The sequence below is a fragment of the Mesorhizobium sp. L103C119B0 genome, from assembly GCF_000502235.1.
In the GTDB taxonomy this organism is placed as follows: domain Bacteria; phylum Pseudomonadota; class Alphaproteobacteria; order Rhizobiales; family Rhizobiaceae; genus Mesorhizobium.
This window is the reverse complement of sequence record NZ_AYXE01000001.1, coordinates 232696-252472: the sequence shown is the minus strand read 5'-3', so window position 1 is coordinate 252472 and position 19777 is coordinate 232696. Positions and strand designations below refer to the sequence as shown.

Genomic DNA, 19777 nt, shown 5'->3' with positions numbered 1-19777 from the left:
CTAGCAGCTTGCGGGCACAGCGGGAGAGCGGCGTTTCACACTGGCGAAAGCGGCGCAAACAGCAACGGCCTGCCGCTTGTCCTCTTTGGTCTGCCATAGAACATGTGGTAGGCTCAACATGGCTTGGGTGGCAAGTTGCGAAATATCCCTGAACGTGAGGTCGTTAACACAAGAAGGGCTTCGAACCTGCCACACTAGCGCTCAGGAGGGGCACGACCCATGCCGAGTGAACAACGCGCCGCGCTTGTGCAGACGCCGGTCGGCGCCGAACTGTTGACTTTCACGCATCTCGTCGGCCGCGACGAGATCAGCCGCTGCCTTGCCTACACCGTTGGATTTGTTTCGACCAATGCCGATATCGACCCGCTGAAGATGCTGGGCGGCGCCGTTTCGATCGAAGGCGAGGCCGACCCCAAGCGCTGGTTCAGCGGCCTCATCGCCGAGTTTCGCCTTACCCGCATCGAAGATCGGCTGGCTCACTATGAGGCGGTCGTCAGGCCGTGGCTGTGGTTCCTCGGCAATACCACCGACTGCCGCATTTTCCAGGACAAGACCGCCGTCGAGATCGTGGAGGAGATTTTCTCCAAATATGGCGGCATCGCCAAGTTCGAGAAGCGCTTGCAAGGCTCCTATCCGCCGCGCGAATATTGCGTGCAGTACGACGAGAGCGACCTCGATTTCGTGCAGCGGTTGCTCGAGCATGAAGGCATAATGTACTTCTTCGAGCATGCCGAGGGTGAGCACACACTGATCCTGGCCGACGCCATGAGCAAGCTCAAGCCGGCGCCGGGCTATGAGACGGTGCTATATCAGTTCGAAGGGCAGGGCTCGCGCCGCGACGTCGAATACATCACCGACTGGATTCCAGGCAGCGCGGTGCGCCCCGGCGCCTATGCCCACACCGATTATGACTTCGAAAAACCCGCCGCCGATTTGATGGCGAAGTCGGCGCAGCCCTTCGGCCACAAGCAGGCCGCGGGCGAGAACTATCGCCACCCCGGCGCGCATCTGGAAGTCGGGCGCGGCGACAGCCTGGCGGCGATCAGGCGCGAAGAAATCCAGGCGCCACACCTGCGCATTGCCGCCGTCGGCACGGTGCGCGGCCTGTTCTCCGGCTGCACCTTCAAGCTCGACGGCTTTCCGCGCGACGACCAGAACAAGGAGTATCTGGTGATCAGCGCCGAGTACCGGCTGTTCGATCCGGGCTATCGCGCCGGCGTCGACACCGATGGCGAGAATTTCAAGGTGGTGCTCGGTGTGGCGCCGACCTCAGTTGCTTATCGGCCGCCGCGCATCACGCCAAGGCCGATCATGCGCGGCCCGCAGACGGCGACCGTGGTCGGTCCGTCCGGCGAGGAGATATTCACCGACAAATATGCCAGGGTGAAGGTGCAGTTCCACTGGGACCGCCTCGGCAAGAAGGACCAGAAGAGCTCCTGCTTCGTGCGGGTGTCGCAGACCTGGGCCGGCAGCGGCTGGGGCTTCATCCAGATCCCGCGCATCGGCCAGGAAGTGATCGTCGATTTCATCGAAGGCAATCCGGACCTGCCGATCATCACCGGCCGGGTCTACAACGCCTCGCAGATGCCGCCCTACGGACTGCCTGGCAACGCCACGCAGTCCGGCTGGAAGTCCAACTCGTCGAAGGGCGGTGGCGGCTACAACGAACTGATGTTCGAGGACAAGGCCGGCTCGGAGCTGGTCAACTTCCAGGCGCAGAAGGACCACCACCTTCTGATCAAGAATGATCGCCAGAAGCTGGTCCAGCACGACCAGTCCGACCGCATCGACCACGACGCCAAGCACTCCGTCGGCCACAACCTCGACGAGGACGTCGGCAACAACAAGACGGTCAAGGTCGGCGTCGACCAGACCACCAATATCGGGTCGAACGACACCGAGACGGTGGGCAAGAACCGCTCACTGACGGTGGGGGTCGATGAGACGATCAACATCGGCTCGAACTCGACCGAGACGATCGGCGCCAACCACACCCAGACCGTCGCGATCGTGCAGACGGTGACTGTTGGCGCGGCGCGGGTCGATACCGTTGGGGCCTCCGAGACCCGAACCGTGGGTGCGGTGCAGACCAATACCATCGGCGCGACACGCTCAATGACCGTGGGCATCAGCCAGACGCACAACATAGGCACGAGCGATACCTGGACCATCGGCGCCGATCAGAGCATCAGCATCGGTGCTGGCCAGACCGTCGCGATCGCCGCGTCACAGGCCACCGATGTAGGCGCTTCGCGCATAGCCAAAATCACGTCGAATGACTCCACTGAAGTTGGTGGCGGGTTCATGCTCAAGATTGCAAAGGGTAGCCTTACCGACATCAAGGAAGACTCGGTTACAAAGTCTGGCAAAAGCCTGTCGATCGAAGCGGCGGACGACATCACCCTAACATGCGGAAGTTCGAAGGTTGTCATGAAAAAGGATGGCACGATCGTTGTGGAGGGAAAGGACATTTTCTTGAAGGCATCTGGTAAGATCAACGCCAAGGCCTCGGGTGACATCATCCTGAAGGGCTCGAAGATCAACGAGAATTGAGGTCGCGATGAGCAAAGTTGTCGAGCGTATCTATGGGGTGGTCATCGGGCTGTTCCTTGGTTTCGACGATCAGGGTCCGCTGGTTGTATTTCCCGGCAATCCCGAGGATGTGGCGCTGAGGGCCAGAAGCCTGGTTGAGCTCAATCAGGCTATGATAGGATCAGAAGTGGCGTTGCTGTTTCAGGACGGCGACCCGAGACGTCCGCTCATCATGGGACCGATCATCGAACCAGCCCGCAAGCGCGCGGCCCAGCGCGTTATCAGCGATGGTGAATATGTCCGACTGAAGGCCTCGAAGAGGATCGAACTTCGCTGCGGAAAGTCCAGTCTCATACTTGACAGTGATGGACATATCTCGCTTCGCGGAAAATACATCGTGAGCCATGCTAGCGGTGCGAACAATATCCGCGGTGGCTCCGTGAATCTGAACTGATGACTGGGCCACAGGTCACAACGCAGGCGCGGCCCAACAGGGTGGCTGATGACGTGCTCCGTCAGCATGTCGAATTGGTGGCATTCCTTTGGGCGCAAAGAGATACGCTGCTGAATGCAGACCCGCCGGACGTTCAGGTGGCAAAGAGCTTTGGCGACCGGCTTGAGGTGCATCTAGACGCGCTGCGGATCGCCGGCGCGGCGGCTTGGCCATTTGCCATCGAACAATGGGCCGATTTTCCCGACAAAGGCGAACTTTTCACGTGTGCATGGCTGGCAATTGAGCTGGAAGACGAAAAAAGCCTGAACGAGTCGATTGAATTCTTCCGCGCTGAAAGGAACGCAGCCTACGGCTTTGTTGGCGCGTTGGAAATCCATCGAGCGGACAAGATCGCGAGGTGGGTCAGACAGTGGGTGTCGCACGAGGATCCCGTTAAGCGGCAACTTGCCGCTCACGCGATCGACGTGCACAAGATGGACCCCGGCAGAACGCTTTTGCGTTTGCTAAAGGACTCTGGCGCAGAGACGCGGTGTATCGGTCTTAGGCTCACGGCGAGACTTCGACATATCGAGCTTGTCCAGGTTGTCGCGGCGCTGCTCGATGATCGCGATGCCCAGGTACGCTTCTGGGCCGGTGTCGCACTCGCAGAGCTTGGATTTGGGGAGCGGGTTAGGCCCGATCTTGAGGCCGTAGCCGCATCAGACGACGCTAACGCACTCACCGCGCTGCGTACTTTGATCAAGACAACGCAGTCGAGGGAAGTCCGATCCTGGCTGGGAGGTCTGATGCGCGCCGCGAACCCGGCGGCTGTCCGCGCAGTTGGGATGCTCAACGACAAGACCCAACTCAACTGGCTCGTCGATCGCATGCGCGAACCCGCGATGGCCGCCGCAGCGGGTGCGGCTTTTCTGGAGCTCTTCCCCGACGCTGCGCAAGAAGATGATTTGTTCACCATTGACCCAGCCGAAGCCGGTTTGGAATTTGTCCACCGCTTCGAATATGGCGAGCAAAAAATCCCGCTGGCTGACAAAGTCATGGAGTGGGCCAAGGCGAGTGGATTTTTCGGATAGGGCCAACCTTGCAGCAGCGATCTCTCCGCACACGCGTGGAACTGCTCAGATCCCAATCGGGTGACCGAAAAAATATCTCTGCCCCGCCTTGAAGCCCCCGATCTCATCGCTGTCGAAAAATGTCTCGAGGATTCCGGCAGCCTGCAACGATTTCAAGTTGCCGTTTCTATCGAACATTTTCGAGCAATTGATGCCTGTGGTAGCCTCGAACAGCGTCGCTTCCCGTGCCAGCCTTTGCTCCCGCTCCTCGTCCTGTTTCAAGTTGCGATACATGCGCTTCGCAATCTTGGCGATGTCGATCGCCTCGCCTCCATAGATCGGAATATCCTTGGAGCCTACGCGCTCTAGCACCGCATCGCGCGCCTGCTTCACTTGGTCGAAATATCTCTCGCGGTTAGCTCTCTCGACCCAGCCCTCATCCGTCAAGACTTCCTCCATGGAACCCGCCATCAATGGGCCATCCTCGGCTTCAAGAAGGAAGGATATTTCCTGCTCGATCTGTCTTAGCGGCTCGATGTCCCCAGCTCGTTTGTGCGCTTCCATAAGGTAGTCGACCGCAGAGAGGTTGGATGTAGCTCCCAGTGCAATTGCCAGGAAATAGAGGAAATTGTCTCCGCTTTTGTCCTCGATATGATCGAAAGTCTGCCGCACCGACTGAAGTGTGCCGGCATAACCGGAAATGTTGGCGATCGCATGCCAAAGTAGGTAAAGCGGATTGTCTCGCATCAACGGGCCGAGTTCCGGAAGCCTTGAAAAGTTTCCGCGCGTGCATCCTAGCAGAACCGCTGCTATCCGCTCCCATGCGCGTGTGCTCGTTTCGAGGCGGGCTAGGTCCAACGCATAGAGGTCGAACGATTTGGGATGAAACCCATAGCTGAGTTCCTCGAATGCGGTGTTGGCAATCTTTGGATAGTGTTCCATGTCTACTCAATAAATTAGGCTCGCGACCTTTTCCAGTTGGCTCTGGTCATCTTCGATATCGTTGCACGCCTTGGTGTTCATGTAGTGCTGGGGAACGACGTTTCCTTGATCGTTGCAACCACCTGCCATGCGCGGCGTCTTGTGGTTTAGTTTGCTAGGTGGTGGCTTGTTTGGAGGGGGATAAGCAGCGGGAATCGGATTCGTCGGGTTCATCTTGCTCCAGATACTCAGAACCGCGCTCTTCTTCTTCGAGCTGAAGGCGTCGCCCGCTGCCTGGGCCGCTGTTGGACCAAGTGGTCGCTTCACGGTCGGACGATGTCGCGTAATCTTATCGCGATGCTGAGGTATGTCGAAATGGAGTGCGCAGCCCTGGTTCTCCTTCGTCTGGACATTTGGGCAACTCGGCTGGCCGTCCTTTCTTTTCTTGCGCTGCCTGGTCTTTCTTCTGTTCATCCGCTCGAGGGTCTCAGTTAGTGTATCTTTCTCGGCCTGCTTGTCCGGCACTTTGATCAAGCTGATCTGCTTTCGCCAGAAGGCGCCCGCCGTCATCACCCGATACGGTCTCTTGGTCTTGGGGTCCATCTGCCACTTATGCAAAGGGTTGCCGCAACAGGGACATTTGCCGGCTTGGATGGCCGCCTTGGCCTGTTTCATGTCCTGGGTTTCATTCGTAGGCGCCGGTGGCGTTGCGCCGATCTGCGAGGCGTGATTGCTTGTTGTTATGTCGATATGCCGGCAAACGTTCTTGCCCTCGAACTTCACCGTCATCGCCCAGGCTTGGAAGTAGGTCTTGCCGGTGATTTGGTGGGTGACGACAGACGCGCCAAAGCTCCGGGTGGCCGCCTCGTTGCCCAAAGGCGACGATTTGTAATAGGACTTTTGGGCGAGCGCGGCGGGTTTGCCGCCGATATTGACCGTCTCGGACCCTTCTTGGAGGTCTTTCGAAAACGACGTGTCAGGATAAGGAACCGGGATAGGCCCGGCTGGCGGCGAAGGCGGTGACAGACACACGTCGGGAAAGCGCGCCAATGACTTGTTCATGCCGTTCTTGCCGGCGATTTCCCACTTCTCGGCGAAGACGTCCTTTGTCATCGGTCAACTAGGCCTTCTGGGTGCCACAATTGCTGCGGCCTTTGGGCCGAAGCAAGAGCTTGCGTGAAGCGCGGCGAGCTTTCCCGGCGCATAGTTGCGCGCATAGGCTTGCTCGGCCCAGGCGAACTGGATGATGCCGGCGGCGGCGCCGCTGTCGCCAATGCAATCCGCTGCGTGCCAAACGTCTTGGCAGGGCCGGACTTCACGCATATTGCGCATCTGTGCCAGCACCAACTCTTCGAAAGCGTAGCTTTCACCCGCAACGTCGGACAGGCGAAACGAGACTTTGTGCATAGGCACGCCGGCATCGGCAAGCGCGGCCTTCAGGGCGGCGCTCAAGCCGTCGGCTCGGAACGGCGTCTCGTTGAACAAGGTCGACCCCTCGACGCCAAAACCGATGCCGAGAATGCTGATCGCGGTCAAAGAAGCGGCATCGCGCGTCACCACCAGGATCCCGGCAGCTTCACCAGGAACCAGTCCGTCGGTGACTGCACTGGTTTTCAATCGCTGATGTAGATCAAGCCACGACAATGTGCGCGCATCCACCAGGCTATCGACGGCGACGATGATGCATGCGGGATATCCTTCGCTCTTCAAAAGCGTCTCGGCATGGGACAATGCGGTGAAAACCGCGACAGGGCCGCCCGCGATATGCAGCAGCTTCGGTCCCGTCAGCCCGCGTCCGTCCGGTAGTGTTATTCCCGCCAGAATTCCTTTGAGCCTGCCACCAGGCATTTCGTTCTCACGCGTGCACAACAGAAGGGGCATCTGCCCCCAAGGCAGACCGGTCACGGTGTCGGCATCGAGTTGCTCGAATGCGAGTTTGACCAGCGCCGAGATGCGCTCGCGACCTCGCAGCTTGAGCGGCAAGGCGTCGACTGTTGCGCCGATGATCGGCTCGCCTTCCGCATCATGATAGCTCAGCTCGTTGAATGCGGCTATTTTTCCCCGCATGGCCGCGATCGAACTGGCGGCGCTGTAGCCAACCGGTGTCACTAGGCTGATGCAGGAGACCCAACTCATGACAGGCGCCGTTGGTTTTTCAGGGCTTCAATTGCCACGCCCAGTCCAGCGTAGTGTGGCTTGTCATCATCATCCGGGATGAGATTAACGCCAATCTCCACCTGCTGCAGTTTCACGAATTTGCGCGGAACCTTCGTGCTCACCCGGCCCACTAACACGATTTTGCCTTCGTGCGGCACGATGTTCAACGTGTCGGGAACGAGGGTCTTGCGCTCAATGCGGTCTTCGTAGACAAACCGGACGGGCACGGAGAGCCTTGGCAACCTAGCCGCGAAGCGCCCTCTTTCAGTCATCCCCAGGCAGCCGAAAACCATCCCTTCACTGAGCAGATCAAGCCACTGATCTTGTGGCGCCGCCTGGAAATAGCGATCATCAAAATCCGTCGGCAAGTAGGGAAAAATATTGTCGAGCCAGTTCTTGTCATAGGTGCCCGCATATTGCGCGCGCTGTTTGGCGAAGCGCGGCACCGGGCCGAAGCCGATCGGCTTCACGCGGTCGTTCCAGATGCGGACACGTGATTGCGGGTGCTCCACGCACGGCAAAAGGACACCGTCGGGATTGGCTTGGCTCACCAGGAAGCCGGTGCCGATAGGGTTCATGCCATCGCCGTGCGGCTTCTCGGGATCCGTCCTGTCAGTTCCCCCGAAAGTGAGATGCCACGCGAGAGGCATGCTGACAAAGGGCGTAGTCCGTGAGGCCTGCACACCCAGACCTGTCTTGAACCAGCGTCTTTGCCCGGTGAGGATGGCGCGTTTGTCGATGCCGGGCCCGATCAGCGCAACTTCCATCGATTCCATTGGACGGCCGATTGGTGCGACCGCCTGGGCGTCGAGCAGCACTTCGCATTTTGGCTTGACCGGAACGAAATCACTTTCGACGCGTACCGACGTTGTCTCGGGATCGCCGTAGTGGGTATCGGCGTAGACGAAGGGTGACTGCGTCGTGCTGGGCGTGCAGTTGCCTTGCTCATCGACATCGTATGTCGCGCGAACGACCGCGACGCAGAACTTCACGCAATGCTTGTCCTGATAGGGAAAAGTCTCGGCGAGAAACGGGGTGGTGTTCTGGCTGACGAACATCAGAGTTGCGCTCCCATCAGCTGGTCTCCCAGCTGCCGGCGAGGATTGTCTCCAGCGTCGGTTGCGGCGCGTGCGGATCGATGTCGAAAATGTCGGAGTGCGCCGTCCACATCACCATGTCGGCGATCAGCTCTTCGCCCGGCTCGGCCTGTGGCATCGGCAGTGCCGTCAAAGCTGCATCCAGTTCTTCGGGCGTCAGCTCGCCCTGCTGGGCGGCGGTGGCGGCCTCCTCGATTCCGGCAAACCATGCCTCGGCATGCGTCAGCGCGACAGGCGCTTCGGGTAGCAGGGCAACGACGCTCAAGGGGAATTTCCGGCCCACCTTGTCGGCGCTCTGCAGGATGATGCCCGCCGACGCGCCGAAGGAGTTCGGGCCGGCCAGAAACCGCAGCGCCGTGGCCGGGGGCCAGATGTCCTGGCCAAACAGCGGCACCAGATGCTGCGCCAGCCAGCGGTCCCAAAGCCGCACGAACTCGCCCGTCAGCCGCCGGCTGACGAAGTCGCCGGTGGCGGGCATTTTGCCGTAGAAGCCAGGCAGGATCAGATCTGCGGCGGACATGAGAATTTCTTGAACATCTGGAGGTTGTAGGGATTTTCGACACTCGCCGCCTTGAGCTTGAAATCGGCGTACATGCCTTTCGTCCCCAGCCGCAGGCTGTAGACATCGGACAGCGACGTCCCGGTGAAGCGGCCGCCGCGCAGCATCCTCAGCCACGCCCAGCTTCCCGTCTCGTTGAGCATGATTTCGGGCGAGCCGTCGATCGGCTGGAAGGCGAGCGAGATAACGCCGGTGCCGTCCTTGCCGGGCCAGGTCATCGGCTGCGGCCGCGTCGCATTGTTGAAGTAGACCAGGTTCTGGCCGTCGAGGTTGAGGGTGACGCGGGTGATGTTGGGCGACAGGTCGGTCGGCTCGAGTGTGAAGGCCATCACCGGGCCCTGGCCGCCGGGAAAGAGATCGTCGCGAATGCGCCGCGCCTGCTCGAAGGCGGCAAGTGCGGACGGGTCGAGGCCGAAATCGGCACGCCATTTCCATGGCTGCGCAGAGGTGTCGACATAGCTGATGAGATGGTCGTTGATGAAGCCGTCGATCATCCCTGCCGGCCCAAACAAGCGGGCGAAGTCGCGGACGTTGACGTCGACCGCGCTGTCGGGGCTGAACGGATAGCGGTCGTTGAGCGCGGCCTGGCAGAAGGGCAGGATGTCGGCGCGCCAGATGGCGTTGAGCTCGGAGGCCACGGCCTTCTGCGTCAACCCGCTGGTGTCGCCGGCAATGCCGCTAAGCCAGGTGTTGACCGGGTCGGGCAGGATTTGCGCCTGGCGGGCGACGGCGCCGGTCAGTTCGGCAAGCCCGCCCTGTTTCTTGATCGCGTCCTGCGGGTCGGGATTGGCGGTCACCGTCTGCAGCACGTTGGACAGCGCCGTCAGCGCGACGACCGCGGCATCGAGCGCCGGCGGCTGGCCGTCGACCTCGGCAATCGTGCTCTTGAGCGGCTTGAAGTGCTCGGCCACCAGCGTGCCGGTCAGGTCGACTTCGCTCGCCGAGCCTGCGCGCGGCAACAGCTTGGCGCCGGTCTTGACGATCTTGCCCAGCTTGCCGAGTTTGCCCAGTAGTTTCGAGCCGCCCTTCGCCGCCGCCTTGTCGTCGGTCGGCGCCTCGTCCGAGCGGGTGAGGTCGACCTCCTGGACCACCGCCGTCAACAGCCGCTTCAGCGCGGAATCGGCGCTGGAAAGGTCCTTCAGATTCTCGCTGGCAATGTTGAGGTCGCTGAGCGGCGCCAGCCGCATGTCGCGCAAAAAACTGTCCCACTGCGCGATGTAATCGTCATAGTAGAGCTTCAGGATATCTTCCGATAGCGCCGACACCGACGTCTCGGAATTTTCCGAGCAGCCGCCGGCAAACACGGCGCGGTCGAGTGCCGCCTGGGCGGCGACATCCTCGACCCGGTCGAGGATCGCATCGTGGAAGCCGTCATAGGTGAAGGCGCCTGATATGCCGACGCGCAGCGTCTTGTCGGAGCGTCGCGAAAACACCTTGGCGCCGTTCGGCCCGGCGAAATTGGCGGGGATCCATTCCTTCAATCCGGCCACCGCCGGATCGGCCAGCAATTGCTTGTAGGCCCGCGCCGGCAGCGAGATCGTGCAGACCGTTTTCAGCGCTTCGGCGACCAGCGCCTGGTCGGGCGCGATGTAGCTGTCGTCGACCGCCATGCGGCGGATCGCTGCCAGCTGGTGTTCTTCCGCATCGGCTGTCGGGAAGGGCGCGGCCGGCGCGAATTCGGGCAGGTCGTTCACCCACCAATTCTCGACGAAGTCGGAGTCCATCTGAGACAGGCCGGTCATCATGCGGTAGGTCTTGAGCGCCCCCAGCATGAAGTCCGGATCGCGGATCTGCCGCCACATGGTCGCTTCGAGCAACGCCACCATCCGCGGCTCCAGCACGTTGCGCAGAGCGTGGTCATAGGTGTCGGTCTGCGCCCGCATCATCTCGGCCGAAGCCGATGGTCCGAGCAGGTCCTGTGCCTTGTTCGGAGGCGCAGTCCTGGCATTGGCGACTTCGTCCATGGCGGTCAGGGCAACGTCCATAGCCGGCTGCAGCACCGAGGCGGGCGTCGCGGCGGTCGACGTCAGCGGCGCCTGCAGCGCTTCGAACTGGCCGGCTTGCGCGGCGATGGCGTTGCGATTGTCGTAGTAGGACCAGGTGAACAGGCCGCCGGCGAGTATGGCCGCAGCCGCGCTGGCAGCGGCGGCACCGCGCCAGACCCAGCTGCGGCGGCGCTGCGCCAGCGGATCGAAGGTGCCGAGCCCGGCCTCCTTGAAGATCACCTCGGTCAAAAGGTTCTTGAGGAAGAAGCTGCGCTTCTCGAAGCGCTGCGCCGGCATCGTGCGTCGTGCCGGCAGGCCGAAGGAGGAGGCGAGCGCCGCGGTCAGCCGGTCGATCGGCGCGCCTTCCTGGGTCGCCGAGGTCAGATAGAGGCCGCGCAGCCAGGCTGCCTCCTCGTAGCGGCTCTCGCCGAACATCGCCTCGACCAGCACCTGGATGGGCTCGGACAGGCTTTGCAGCTGTGCGGGAAAGCGGAAGATCTCGGCCCGTTCGGCCAGCTTATCCTCGTCTTCCAGCCGCGGCACCAGTCGCTTTTCCAGCTCCCTCGACAGCGTCGTGATTTCGCCCGCGATCGTCTTGGCGTCGACGCGTGCATCGAGCGGGAAGGTCGTCCCCCATACCTGTTCGCGCGCCGCCGTCGACAGGCCGCCGAAGAAGGCCTCGAAGCCTCTGATCAGATCGGCCTTGGTCAGCATCAGATAGACTGGCAGGCGGATTTCCAGCCGCTCTTCGAGCTCGGCCAGGCGCCTGCGGATCTTGCGGCCATGCGCCTTGACGGCTTCGTCGCCCTCGGACAGCGCGTCGATCCCAAGCGCAACGATGACGCCGTTCAGCGCACGACGGCCACGATGCTTCTTCAACAGATCGAGGAAACCCAGCCATTCCACGGCGTCGACATCGGGCTGGCTTTCCTGCTGGACATAGCGCCCGGCGGTGTCGATCATCACTGCGTTTTCGGAGAAGAACCAGTCGCAGTTGCGGGTACCGCCGATGCCCTGCAGATCGTCGGTGAGGTCGATCGGAAAGTTGAGGCCGGATTGGCGCAATGCCGTCGTCTTGCCGGTCGCCGGGGGGCCGACGATCACATACCACGGCATCTCGCGCAGGAACTTGCGGCCGCCGAGCTTGCGGCGCTTCAACTCGACCATGACGTCCTGGAACTTGGCGCCGACCGCGGCGACGTTTTCCTCGCCCGGGCTGAGCCGCTTTTCCTCGACCGGGGCGGAAATCTCGGCGACGAACATGCGGTTGGCGCGGATCGCGCGGCGCTGCGCGACGATCAGCCAGATCAGCCAGAAGATCACCAGAAGAGCGATGATGACGATGCGCACCGTCTCCGACGCCATCGGCACATAGTCGCCGACCCGTACGATCGGGCCGAATACCCAGATGATCAGCGACAGCAGCGCCAGGCCGATCAGCGTCCACAGGAAACGCGAAGTCAGGACCGCCCAGAGGAAGCGCAGGATGAACATGTCACAGCCTCTTTTCGACCAGCACTTCGACGCGGCGGTTCAAGGCCCGGCCTTCGCGTGTGCCGTCGTCGGCCACCGGATCGGTGGCGGCCCGGCCTTCGGAGCGCACGCGCTCCTTCGGCACGCCGTTCTGAATCAGGATATCGGCAATTTCCGCGGCGCGGGCTTCCGACAGCCGCTGGTTGGTGGACAGTGGGTTGGTCTTTTGCAAGGGAACGCCGTCGGTGTGGCCGACCACGGTGATATCGCCGATCAGCTCCTGGTTCTCGAGGATCACCTTGGCGACCGAGGCGATGAGCGGATCGAAGCCGTCTGTCAGCTGCGCGCGCGACGACTGGAAGAGTTCGGGATTGGAGGCCTGGATGACCAGCCGCGCCAGCGACACGCTCTCCGTGCCGCTCAGCGCTCTCTTGAGCTCGTCGGGTGCTGCCGCCTGGAATTCCGGCAGCAGCGCGAAATCCACCGCCACCGGCGGCGGCGCGTCGACCTTCGGCGAAGCGCGGGTGACATCCGTACGCGTCGGCGGCGGCAAGGCGCGAACCAGCGCCGAAAGCTCGACCGCCTGGCTGCTCAGGCTCATCGACAGCCCGATATGAATGGCGGTGGCGATCACCGCCGCTGCCGCAACCATCACCCAGATCGGCACGATGAAGCGCTGCGGCTCGTCGGAGGCGATCACGCCCTTCCAGTTGGGCGAAAGCTGTGCGCCTTCGGCGTCGCTGTCGCGCAGGAAGCGCGCCGCGGCCACACGCACGGCATTGAGCGAACGGTCGCCGGAGCGGCCCGGCACGCGATATTTGCCGCGGAAGCCGAGCGCCATGCAATGATATTGCAACTCCAGCATTTCGCGGTCGCGATTGGGATGGCGCTCCAGCTCTTCAAGACGGGCGAAGAACTGCGCGCCGGCATCGACGTCGCCGCGCAGCATCACCACCAGCGGCTGGCGTGGCCATGCGCTGGCGCCGCCCCACGGCGTGTTCAGCGCCAGATCATCGAGCAACGCGGCCACCAGCCACGCGGCCTGGTCGGCGCACTCAAGTGACGATCCCTGTGCCATGGTGGCGTCGCGGCAGCGCACGAGTTCGTCGAGCAGCCTGGTGCGCAGGGCTTCCGGGTTCTCAGGCGGCTGCGCGTTTTCGAGTTCGGGTGCAAATTCCAGCAGCGGCGAGAACGCGTTGACGAGCACGTTCGGATGCGCGCGCGCGGAGCGTTTCGCGGTCACCCCTGACGCCGGCAGCGGCATGGCGCGCGGCGTTGGCGCTCCGCTCAGCCGAATGCGCGTCCGCTCCCGATCCTCGGACAGTCCGAATGGATCGTCCCTGCTCATCATCTCACCTGTTGACCGAGTAGCAGTCGACCTGCGGTTCGCTGGGCAGCACGCCCGAAACGCCGATCACAAACCCGGGCGCTTCGAGCAGCGAGGCCCAGTGCTCGCTTTTCTGGTCCAGTTCGAGGCACAGCCGGTCGCCGTCATAGGGAATTTCGCGCGGCTGCGAATGCAGGGGCTTCAGCGGAATGCCGGGCAGGCGTGATTTCCACAGCCCTTCGAATTCGCTGGCCGAGCCGACGGTCGCCTGGTTGACGAAAATCTTGCGCAAGGCATCCTCCGAGAGTTCGGAGCCGATCCGCACCACGATGCGGCTCGCCACCAGAAGTTTCGGGTTGTCGATGCGGATCTTCCACACATTGGTCGCATGGCGCATGACCGGCAGGGCGCGGGATTTCGGCTCGATGTAGCGCAGGCTGAGGATGAGGGAGCGTAGCGCGTCGGCCAGCGCGGAATAGGCCGGGCCTGGCGCCATGTGGTCGTAGACAGGCAGTTCGCCGAGCCGCCTTGCACTCGAGCCATAGGTCGCCATCGAGCCGGCGAGACCGGCCAGCTCCATATAGACCTCGGCCGGATGGAACACGTCCTGCGCCAGCATGTGCGCCAGCCGCGGCCGCGCGGCGTTGACCAAATTGAGGATCAGAAGATCCTCGACGCTGCGGCCGGGGCCGCCCAGCACCATCTTGCCATGCGCCTCGGCGATCTGGTCGAGGCCGGTGACCACTTCCTGCAGCAGGCGGCTGTACCAGGACGCCGCGCCGATGACCAAGGTCGGCGGCAGGAAGGTGTCGTCCAAGGCCACGCCGCCATCGGCGCGCACGCCCTTGAGTTCGGCCACCGGCAGCGCGGTGTAGCCGCCGACGGCCGTGCCCGGCGCCAGCAACAGCGCCTGCGGCCGTGCGATCTCGATTTCCTCGGGATCGGAGCCGCCATGCACGGCGTCGCGCACCGACACGATCCGGCCGCGATAGCGCGCGCCGGACGGCTCGGCGTGAGCAGGGTCGAAGCCGACGCCGCCTGGCGGCTCGAGCGGCAGCGCTATCAGCACCGGTCCAGCGCCCATCTCCGGCGTCACCGCCAGCGGCCGCGGCGCATCCATCGTCTCGGGGATCGCGAACGGCGTCCCGTCTGGAAAGATGCCGCGTGCCGAGAGCACCGAAATCTGGCCGGCATCGAGCTGTGCCTGATCGAGCGTCAGCGTTCGAAAGCCGAACGTATGCAGATGCCCGGCCTGCAAGGCGCCGCGCACCGTCGCTTCGAAGAAGCGGTCCTGTTGCTGGAAATGCTGGGTGCGAAGGAAAAGCCCCTCCGACCACAGCACCCTGTTTGCATCGCTCATGCCGGCACTCTCTGCTTCCTGCTCGTCACCTTGGCGCGGCTTTGCGGACCCGCCGCCGCTAGGCGGAAATGCCGCCGCTGCCGAGCTTCACATTGACGGTGAACTTCGATCCCGGCGACACCGACTTGGTCGTGCGCCAGTTGCGTCCGGTGGGTTCCCTGATCAGCGCGACGAAGCCGAGTGCGGCCACTTCCGGTTCGACCGTGATGGTCTTCGATGCGGTCTTGCCGGGTCCGACGGAAATCGTGTCGGAGCCGATGAGATCGCCGCCAAGTGCGGAGCCGGCACCGCCCTGCAGGGCGAAATAATCGGCCGAATTGAAGGCGCCGGTGCTTTTCAGCCGCAAGATCATCACCGTCACCGGCCTGTCGCCGCCGCCCGGTCCCGGGTTCATGCCGGCGCCGCCGGCAAGATTCACTGTGATGACGGATGGTTTGGGCGGGCCGCTCTGGCAAGCCGTCAGCAGTCCCGTCGCCCCGATGGCAAGGATAAATTCGCGTCTGTCGATCATGTCTCAGTCCTCCTCATATGCATCACGAAAATCAGCGCCGATCTCGCCCAGAAAGCGCGTCTCGGCGCTGTGAGCGATTTCACGGTGGCGTTTCTGGTACAATTCCCAGAGCTTGGCGCCGCGCCCGCCGGTCAGCAGATTGCCGATCGCCGAGCTCGACTTCAGTTCCTGCTCGATCGCCGCCGGATCAAAGCGGTCGATCATGCGCTTGAGCGCGCCTTGCACGCCGCGCCAGGCGCGAACGTGATGCTGCGCCAGATCGCGCACCGCGTCCTTGATCGCCGCTTCGGCGCCGAGGAAACCGGGGCTGCGCTCGGCCAGAATGGTTACCAGCGCATCGTCGACCGAGGGCAGGAATTTGAGCGGGTTGACCTCGGACGCGCCAACCACGGTCTGCGCGACGCGAGCGTTGCCCTTCTCTTCGGCGCGCTTGCGCAAAAGCTGCATCAGCCCATCCATCATCAGCCGGTACTCGCGGCCGAATTTCTCCATGTCGGCAACCGGATTGCGGCCGGGAAAGCCGGCCTCGTCCATACCCATGCCGCGCAGGAAAGCAGCGCGAAAGTCCGCGTCCGGCTGTCCGGTCGATGGCCGTGCTGCAGCTTGCCGGACAGGAGGGCGGGGCGGTGGTTGCGGGGTTGGCTTTGGCGATGGCTCGGCCGCGCGAGCCGGCAGCTCCCACGGCGCCGCGGAGGGAGCAGGCGAGGCCGCATCGATTGCGCCGCCATCCGTCGCGCCAACGTCGAGGCTGGTGGACTCGGCCGGGCCAAAACCAAACCCGTCATCGTAGGCCGGCGGCTGCTCGGAATTGGATCTGCTAGGCTCTCTCGACAGCGGCGCGGAGTCGAGGCCGAAGGGGTCGTCGAACAGCGGCTTGCCGCCGCTTTTGTCGGTGACGGCCTCTGGCGCCGGCGTCGCCACCGGGTCGAGGCTGAATGGATCGTCGAACGCCTGCGAGCTGCGTTCATCCGCACGCGCGAACGCGCCGGGCACCGGCTTTTCGAACGGATCGGGCAGGTCGGCAGGGCGTGGCCGTCCCGGCTCTTCTTGGGTCGTGGACGAAAAGAAATCGTCGCCACCGAGACTGACCGGCGCCCGCGACGCCACCGGCTTGCTGGCGGGCATCGAAGGCCTCAAGGCCGGCGCCTCGGTCTTCGCCGTCTGCAAATCGACGCACACCACATAGTCGCCCAACCGCAGCCGCATGCCGCTTTGCAGGCGCTCGGTATTTCCCGCGCCGAGTGGGCTGCTGGCATCGTCGATGAACAGCCCGCTGCTGGAAGTATCGGTGACGAAATAGCCGCCCTGCTTGCTGGTGATCTTGCAGTGGGCGCGCGAGACGAACATGTCGGGATCGTTGATCTGCCAGTCGGCGTCGGCGCTGCGGCCGATCACCAGCTCACCCTCGTCCAGCCGCGCCTGCCGCGTGACTTGCGCGCGGGGTCCCTGTTCGAGCGTCAGCAGCAGGCTCATGCCGCCACCTCTTCGCGCCAGCCGACGATGGTGCGCAGCCGCATGTCTTCGGCATCGCCTCGCGCAGGGTTGCGCGCCAGCCAGGTGGTGCGGGCAAGCTGGACGGTGCCGAGCTTTGCCGGCGGCACTGCCTTTGCCGCAAGCACGATCCTGAGATCGACATCGATGGTCTCGCCGATCAGGTCGCGCACCGCCTGCTTCAACAACTTCAGCCGCTCGCCGCCGGGCAGGAACGCCTTGTAGTCGATATAGCTGAGCGCACCGATGCGCAGTTCGATTCGGCTTTGCCGGCTGAAGCTGCGCGGGCCGATGGTGGCGCTGCGGCCGAGTGTGGCATAGCTGCCGGCCAGCCGGCTCTGCAGCGCCTTGGGAATGGTCATCCAGGCGCCGACGAATTCCTTCAGCACCACCGGAACCTTGAAGGCTTCGGCAATGAACAGCGTCAGCCGTTCGGGACCCTCGACCTGGCTGGCGAGCGAGGCGGCCTGGCGAAGCTTTACCGCATCGAGTTCGGCGTCCTGGGTGCCCGGCAGCCCGATGCCGGCCATCGCTTCCAGCATCGAACGGACGCGGCCGCCGACACCGCGTTCGACCTGCACGGCCGGATGCGCATCCGCCCAGGCGCGATAATAAAGCGCGATCATCCGGTGCTGCAGGATGTTGACGAAATCGACGAAGGTCGTGTCGCTCGTTTGCCGCGCCTCGGCGCCTGCATACCAGCGCTGCGAAAGCCGATCGAGCACCCAGCGCGTCAGATGCAGCGGCATCGGCCCTTCAGGCCCGAGCAGGCCGAGATTGTTGACCGTCACCCGCGCCGGCGACTTGTCCGTCGGTTCGTGGAAATCCACCACGTCCTGCACTGCGAAGGACAGCCGCACATTCTGGCCGAGCCTTGCCGGCTCGCGGTCCGGCCGGCCGGAATGGCCGAACAGGCCGCCTTGCCGCTCCAGCCGGCGCAGCAGTTCGAAAAAGTCGAAACTCTCGGACAGGGTTGCGGCTCGCTCTAGATCAGGTAGCGATTGCCGGGCGTCATCGGCCATGGCACATCCTCCTGTTTCTGGAGCAACCGCGTGCGCGTGCGCACGAACCCGTTAATGCCGGCATGGCGGGCAAACAGCCGCGACAGCAGGCCCGACAGCAGCAGAGTGCTCTGTCCCGCCAGCACCGACTGGTCGACATGCAGCGTCACCTCCGTGCCGCGCCCAAAACACATTGGTCCTTCGATCGCCAGCCTTTCGATCACCGCGCGCGAATCGATGCGCACGATCGAGCGTACATTGCGGGCAAGCCCGGGATCGCCGCGTTCGGCATAGAGATCGAGCAGCGCATGCAGCGGATCGACGCCGCGGCCTTCCTTGGCCAGGCTGAGGAAGTTCAGCGCCAGCTGCGAGACCAGCCGCCAGGCCAGGTCGTCGGCGCGCGACTCGCTGTCGGCGCCGGTCGGCAGCGCTGCCGGGATGGCCGGCTGCGGCGAACGCAGCGCGCCGAGCAGCCTGACCGATTCCACCGGGTCGCCCGCTTCCAGCGTCAGCGTTGGCGTGTCGTCGAGGATGGCAAGATCGCGGTTTGTGCACAGTGCCACGACGTCGACGCGCTTGAGCGGCCGGTTGGCCTGACTGTTGACTGGGCGCGAAACCGCCAGGAAGACGTCGTCCCCGGCATAGGAGGTCCGCGTCACGCCCTGGCGCCGCTCGTCCTCGGTCGGCCGGCGCGGCCGCCGCTCCGTCGAATAGACCCAGCCGCTGCCGCGATTTTGCCCAAGGCTGAAGAGTTCCGGTATCTCCGCGTCGGGTCCCTCGGCATCGGCGTCTTCGACGCGGATGACGCGGTAGATTTCAAAGTCGCGCGCCCGCGTGCGGTCGGCATGCAGCACCTGGCGCGTCTTGCGCTGGTCGAGCTCGACGATGTTGCACTCGCGCTCGAAGAGATTGATGATCGGGGTGGCGAAGAGATCGAAATCCGCCGGCGTCAGATCGGCGAGTTCGGGCACCGGACGCCGGAACAGGAAGATGATTTCGAGCCCGGCCTGGCATTTGCGCACGACCGGCAGCAAGCCGGTGACGCGCCCATAATGGAAGCGCTCGGGCATCATGAAATATTCGCGCAGCAGGCGGTAGCCTTCGAAGGTCGGCCGCGTGCGCGGCATCAGCGCCTCGGCATCGGCAATGCCGACCATCTCCGGCGGCGGTAGCGGCGACAATGGATTGGTCTTGCCTTCCGGTCGAGCGCCGACACCAGAGCGGACTCCGAAGATGGCGTCGAAGATCAGCGGCGCCTTGGTGCGGTTGGCGAAATAGAAGTCGAGCCGGTCGAGCGCCAGTTCGTCGAGCTTGCCTTTGCCGGTCCGCGCCAGCGTGATGCGAAGTGCCGCTTCGCCGGCCTTGCCGGCGATCGGGCCGATGCCGGCGGCGGCAAGCGCGCTGCGGTCCTGGAAATAGCCGACCGAACTGATCGCGATCGGAAACAGCGTCATGTCCTGCGCGGTGGTGAAGGTGCAGCGTGTCGACAGGCCGGCCTGCAGGCTGGAGACCAGCCGCGTGCCGCGCTTGACGACGTGGCCGGCAAGCATTGTCTGCACCTGCTGGCCGGGCTTCAGCACCACCATGGCGGTTGCCGGCGCCGGCGTGACGAGATCGGGATAAAGCACGTCGAGGATGCTGCGCGAAAACCGCGAGCGCTCGGCATCCACCTTCAGGCGCGTGCGCGCGGCGAGGAAGGCGACGCCGTCGAGCAGCCGCTCCACATAGGGGTCGGGACACGGCACCGTATCCAGCGACAAATTGCGGGCAACCGCCGGATGCATGTCGGCGAACTCCGCCGCCAGCCCGCGTATGTGGGACAGTTCCTCCTCGTAATATTCTACGAAGACCCGGTCCATC

Annotated in this window: 15 protein-coding genes; 3 read left to right on the top strand and 12 right to left on the bottom strand. The window is 63.4% G+C overall.

Annotated elements, in window-relative coordinates:
* Positions 1-219 precede the first annotated feature (219 nt).
* Genes tssI through X728_RS164950 form a run of 3 tightly spaced genes read left to right on the top strand, consistent with a single transcriptional unit; the run spans position 220 to position 4056 of the window.
* Positions 220-2553 carry a type VI secretion system tip protein TssI/VgrG gene (gene tssI, locus X728_RS164940; protein WP_023830360.1) on the top strand — a complete coding sequence of 778 codons (2334 nt, stop codon included), beginning with the start codon at positions 220-222 and terminating at the stop codon, positions 2551-2553.
* Positions 2554-2560: 7 nt separating this feature from the next.
* Positions 2561-2986 carry a DUF6484 domain-containing protein gene (locus X728_RS164945; protein ID WP_023823522.1) on the top strand — a complete coding sequence of 142 codons (426 nt, stop codon included), beginning with the start codon at positions 2561-2563 and terminating at the stop codon, positions 2984-2986.
* Positions 2987-3027: 41 nt separating this feature from the next.
* Positions 3028-4056: a hypothetical protein gene (locus tag X728_RS164950; RefSeq protein ID WP_155923912.1), complete on the top strand. Its 1029-nt coding sequence runs from the start codon at positions 3028-3030 to the stop codon at positions 4054-4056.
* A 45-nt stretch (positions 4057-4101) separates the two neighbouring features.
* Here the strand turns inward: X728_RS164950 and X728_RS164955 are convergent, their stop codons facing one another.
* From X728_RS164955 to tssF, 12 genes are all read right to left on the bottom strand, one after another.
* Entirely contained in the window at positions 4102-4977 is an 876-nt protein-coding gene (locus X728_RS164955; RefSeq protein ID WP_023823520.1) for a hypothetical protein, read from the bottom strand.
* Positions 4978-4983: 6 nt separating this feature from the next.
* Positions 4984-6069 (bottom strand): DUF4150 domain-containing protein, encoded by a 1086-nt coding sequence (locus tag X728_RS1000000167595; protein ID WP_023830358.1) that lies wholly within the window; start codon positions 6067-6069, stop codon positions 4984-4986.
* Positions 6070-6072: 3 nt separating this feature from the next.
* Positions 6073-6939, bottom strand: a complete 867-nt coding sequence (locus tag X728_RS0133890) for a hypothetical protein (protein ID WP_155923223.1) — start codon at positions 6937-6939, stop codon at positions 6073-6075.
* A gap of 149 nt (positions 6940-7088) precedes the next feature.
* The gene (locus X728_RS164960) at positions 7089-8171 is read right to left on the bottom strand and encodes a DUF2169 domain-containing protein (protein WP_023830357.1); all 1083 of its coding nucleotides are present in this window, start codon (positions 8169-8171) and stop codon (positions 7089-7091) included.
* 16 nt (positions 8172-8187) lie between these two features.
* The gene (tagF, locus tag X728_RS164965) at positions 8188-8730 is read right to left on the bottom strand and encodes a type VI secretion system-associated protein TagF (RefSeq protein WP_023830356.1); all 543 of its coding nucleotides are present in this window, start codon (positions 8728-8730) and stop codon (positions 8188-8190) included.
* Positions 8712-12248 (bottom strand): type VI secretion system membrane subunit TssM, encoded by a 3537-nt coding sequence (gene tssM / locus X728_RS164970; RefSeq protein ID WP_023830355.1) that lies wholly within the window; start codon positions 12246-12248, stop codon positions 8712-8714. The genes tagF and tssM overlap by 19 nt, the downstream gene beginning before the upstream one ends.
* Before the next feature lies 1 nt (position 12249).
* Positions 12250-13575 carry a type IVB secretion system protein IcmH/DotU gene (gene icmH / locus X728_RS164975; protein WP_023830354.1) on the bottom strand — a complete coding sequence of 442 codons (1326 nt, stop codon included), beginning with the start codon at positions 13573-13575 and terminating at the stop codon, positions 12250-12252.
* A 4-nt stretch (positions 13576-13579) separates the two neighbouring features.
* Entirely contained in the window at positions 13580-14914 is a 1335-nt protein-coding gene (tssK, locus tag X728_RS164980; protein WP_023709959.1) for a type VI secretion system baseplate subunit TssK, read from the bottom strand.
* Positions 14915-14972: 58 nt separating this feature from the next.
* Complete coding sequence (tssJ, locus tag X728_RS164985) at positions 14973-15425, bottom strand: type VI secretion system lipoprotein TssJ (protein WP_023735638.1); 453 nt, start codon at positions 15423-15425, stop codon at positions 14973-14975.
* A 3-nt stretch (positions 15426-15428) separates the two neighbouring features.
* Complete coding sequence (gene tagH / locus X728_RS164990; RefSeq protein WP_023830353.1) at positions 15429-16898, bottom strand: type VI secretion system-associated FHA domain protein TagH; 1470 nt, start codon at positions 16896-16898, stop codon at positions 15429-15431.
* Positions 16895-17938 carry a type VI secretion system baseplate subunit TssG gene (gene tssG, locus X728_RS0133885; protein ID WP_031194673.1) on the bottom strand — a complete coding sequence of 348 codons (1044 nt, stop codon included), beginning with the start codon at positions 17936-17938 and terminating at the stop codon, positions 16895-16897. Before tssG ends, tagH begins: the two co-directional genes overlap by 4 nt.
* Positions 17902-19776 carry a type VI secretion system baseplate subunit TssF gene (gene tssF / locus X728_RS164995; protein WP_023830352.1) on the bottom strand — a complete coding sequence of 625 codons (1875 nt, stop codon included), beginning with the start codon at positions 19774-19776 and terminating at the stop codon, positions 17902-17904. The genes tssG and tssF overlap by 37 nt, the downstream gene beginning before the upstream one ends.
* Position 19777 lies beyond the last annotated feature (1 nt).

What these genes read in the sequence shown, in the direction of transcription:
- X728_RS1000000167595 (WP_023830358.1), bottom strand. Translation starts at nt 6,069, where the DNA reads ATGACAAAGGACGTCTTCGCCGAGAAGTGGGAAATCGCCGGCAAGAAC.
- tagH (WP_023830353.1), bottom strand. Translation starts at nt 16,898, where the DNA reads ATGAGCCTGCTGCTGACGCTCGAACAGGGACCCCGCGCGCAAGTCACG.
- X728_RS164945 (WP_023823522.1), top strand. Translation starts at nt 2,561, where the DNA reads ATGAGCAAAGTTGTCGAGCGTATCTATGGGGTGGTCATCGGGCTGTTC.
- tssF (WP_023830352.1), bottom strand. Translation starts at nt 19,776, where the DNA reads ATGGACCGGGTCTTCGTAGAATATTACGAGGAGGAACTGTCCCACATA.
- tssJ (WP_023735638.1), bottom strand. Translation starts at nt 15,425, where the DNA reads ATGATCGACAGACGCGAATTTATCCTTGCCATCGGGGCGACGGGACTG.
- tssK (WP_023709959.1), bottom strand. Translation starts at nt 14,914, where the DNA reads ATGAGCGATGCAAACAGGGTGCTGTGGTCGGAGGGGCTTTTCCTTCGC.
- X728_RS164960 (WP_023830357.1), bottom strand. Translation starts at nt 8,171, where the DNA reads ATGTTCGTCAGCCAGAACACCACCCCGTTTCTCGCCGAGACTTTTCCC.
- icmH (WP_023830354.1), bottom strand. Translation starts at nt 13,575, where the DNA reads ATGAGCAGGGACGATCCATTCGGACTGTCCGAGGATCGGGAGCGGACG.
- tagF (WP_023830356.1), bottom strand. Translation starts at nt 8,730, where the DNA reads ATGTCCGCCGCAGATCTGATCCTGCCTGGCTTCTACGGCAAAATGCCC.
- tssG (WP_031194673.1), bottom strand. Translation starts at nt 17,938, where the DNA reads ATGGCCGATGACGCCCGGCAATCGCTACCTGATCTAGAGCGAGCCGCA.
- tssI (WP_023830360.1), top strand. Translation starts at nt 220, where the DNA reads ATGCCGAGTGAACAACGCGCCGCGCTTGTGCAGACGCCGGTCGGCGCC.
- X728_RS164955 (WP_023823520.1), bottom strand. Translation starts at nt 4,977, where the DNA reads ATGGAACACTATCCAAAGATTGCCAACACCGCATTCGAGGAACTCAGC.
- tssM (WP_023830355.1), bottom strand. Translation starts at nt 12,248, where the DNA reads ATGTTCATCCTGCGCTTCCTCTGGGCGGTCCTGACTTCGCGTTTCCTG.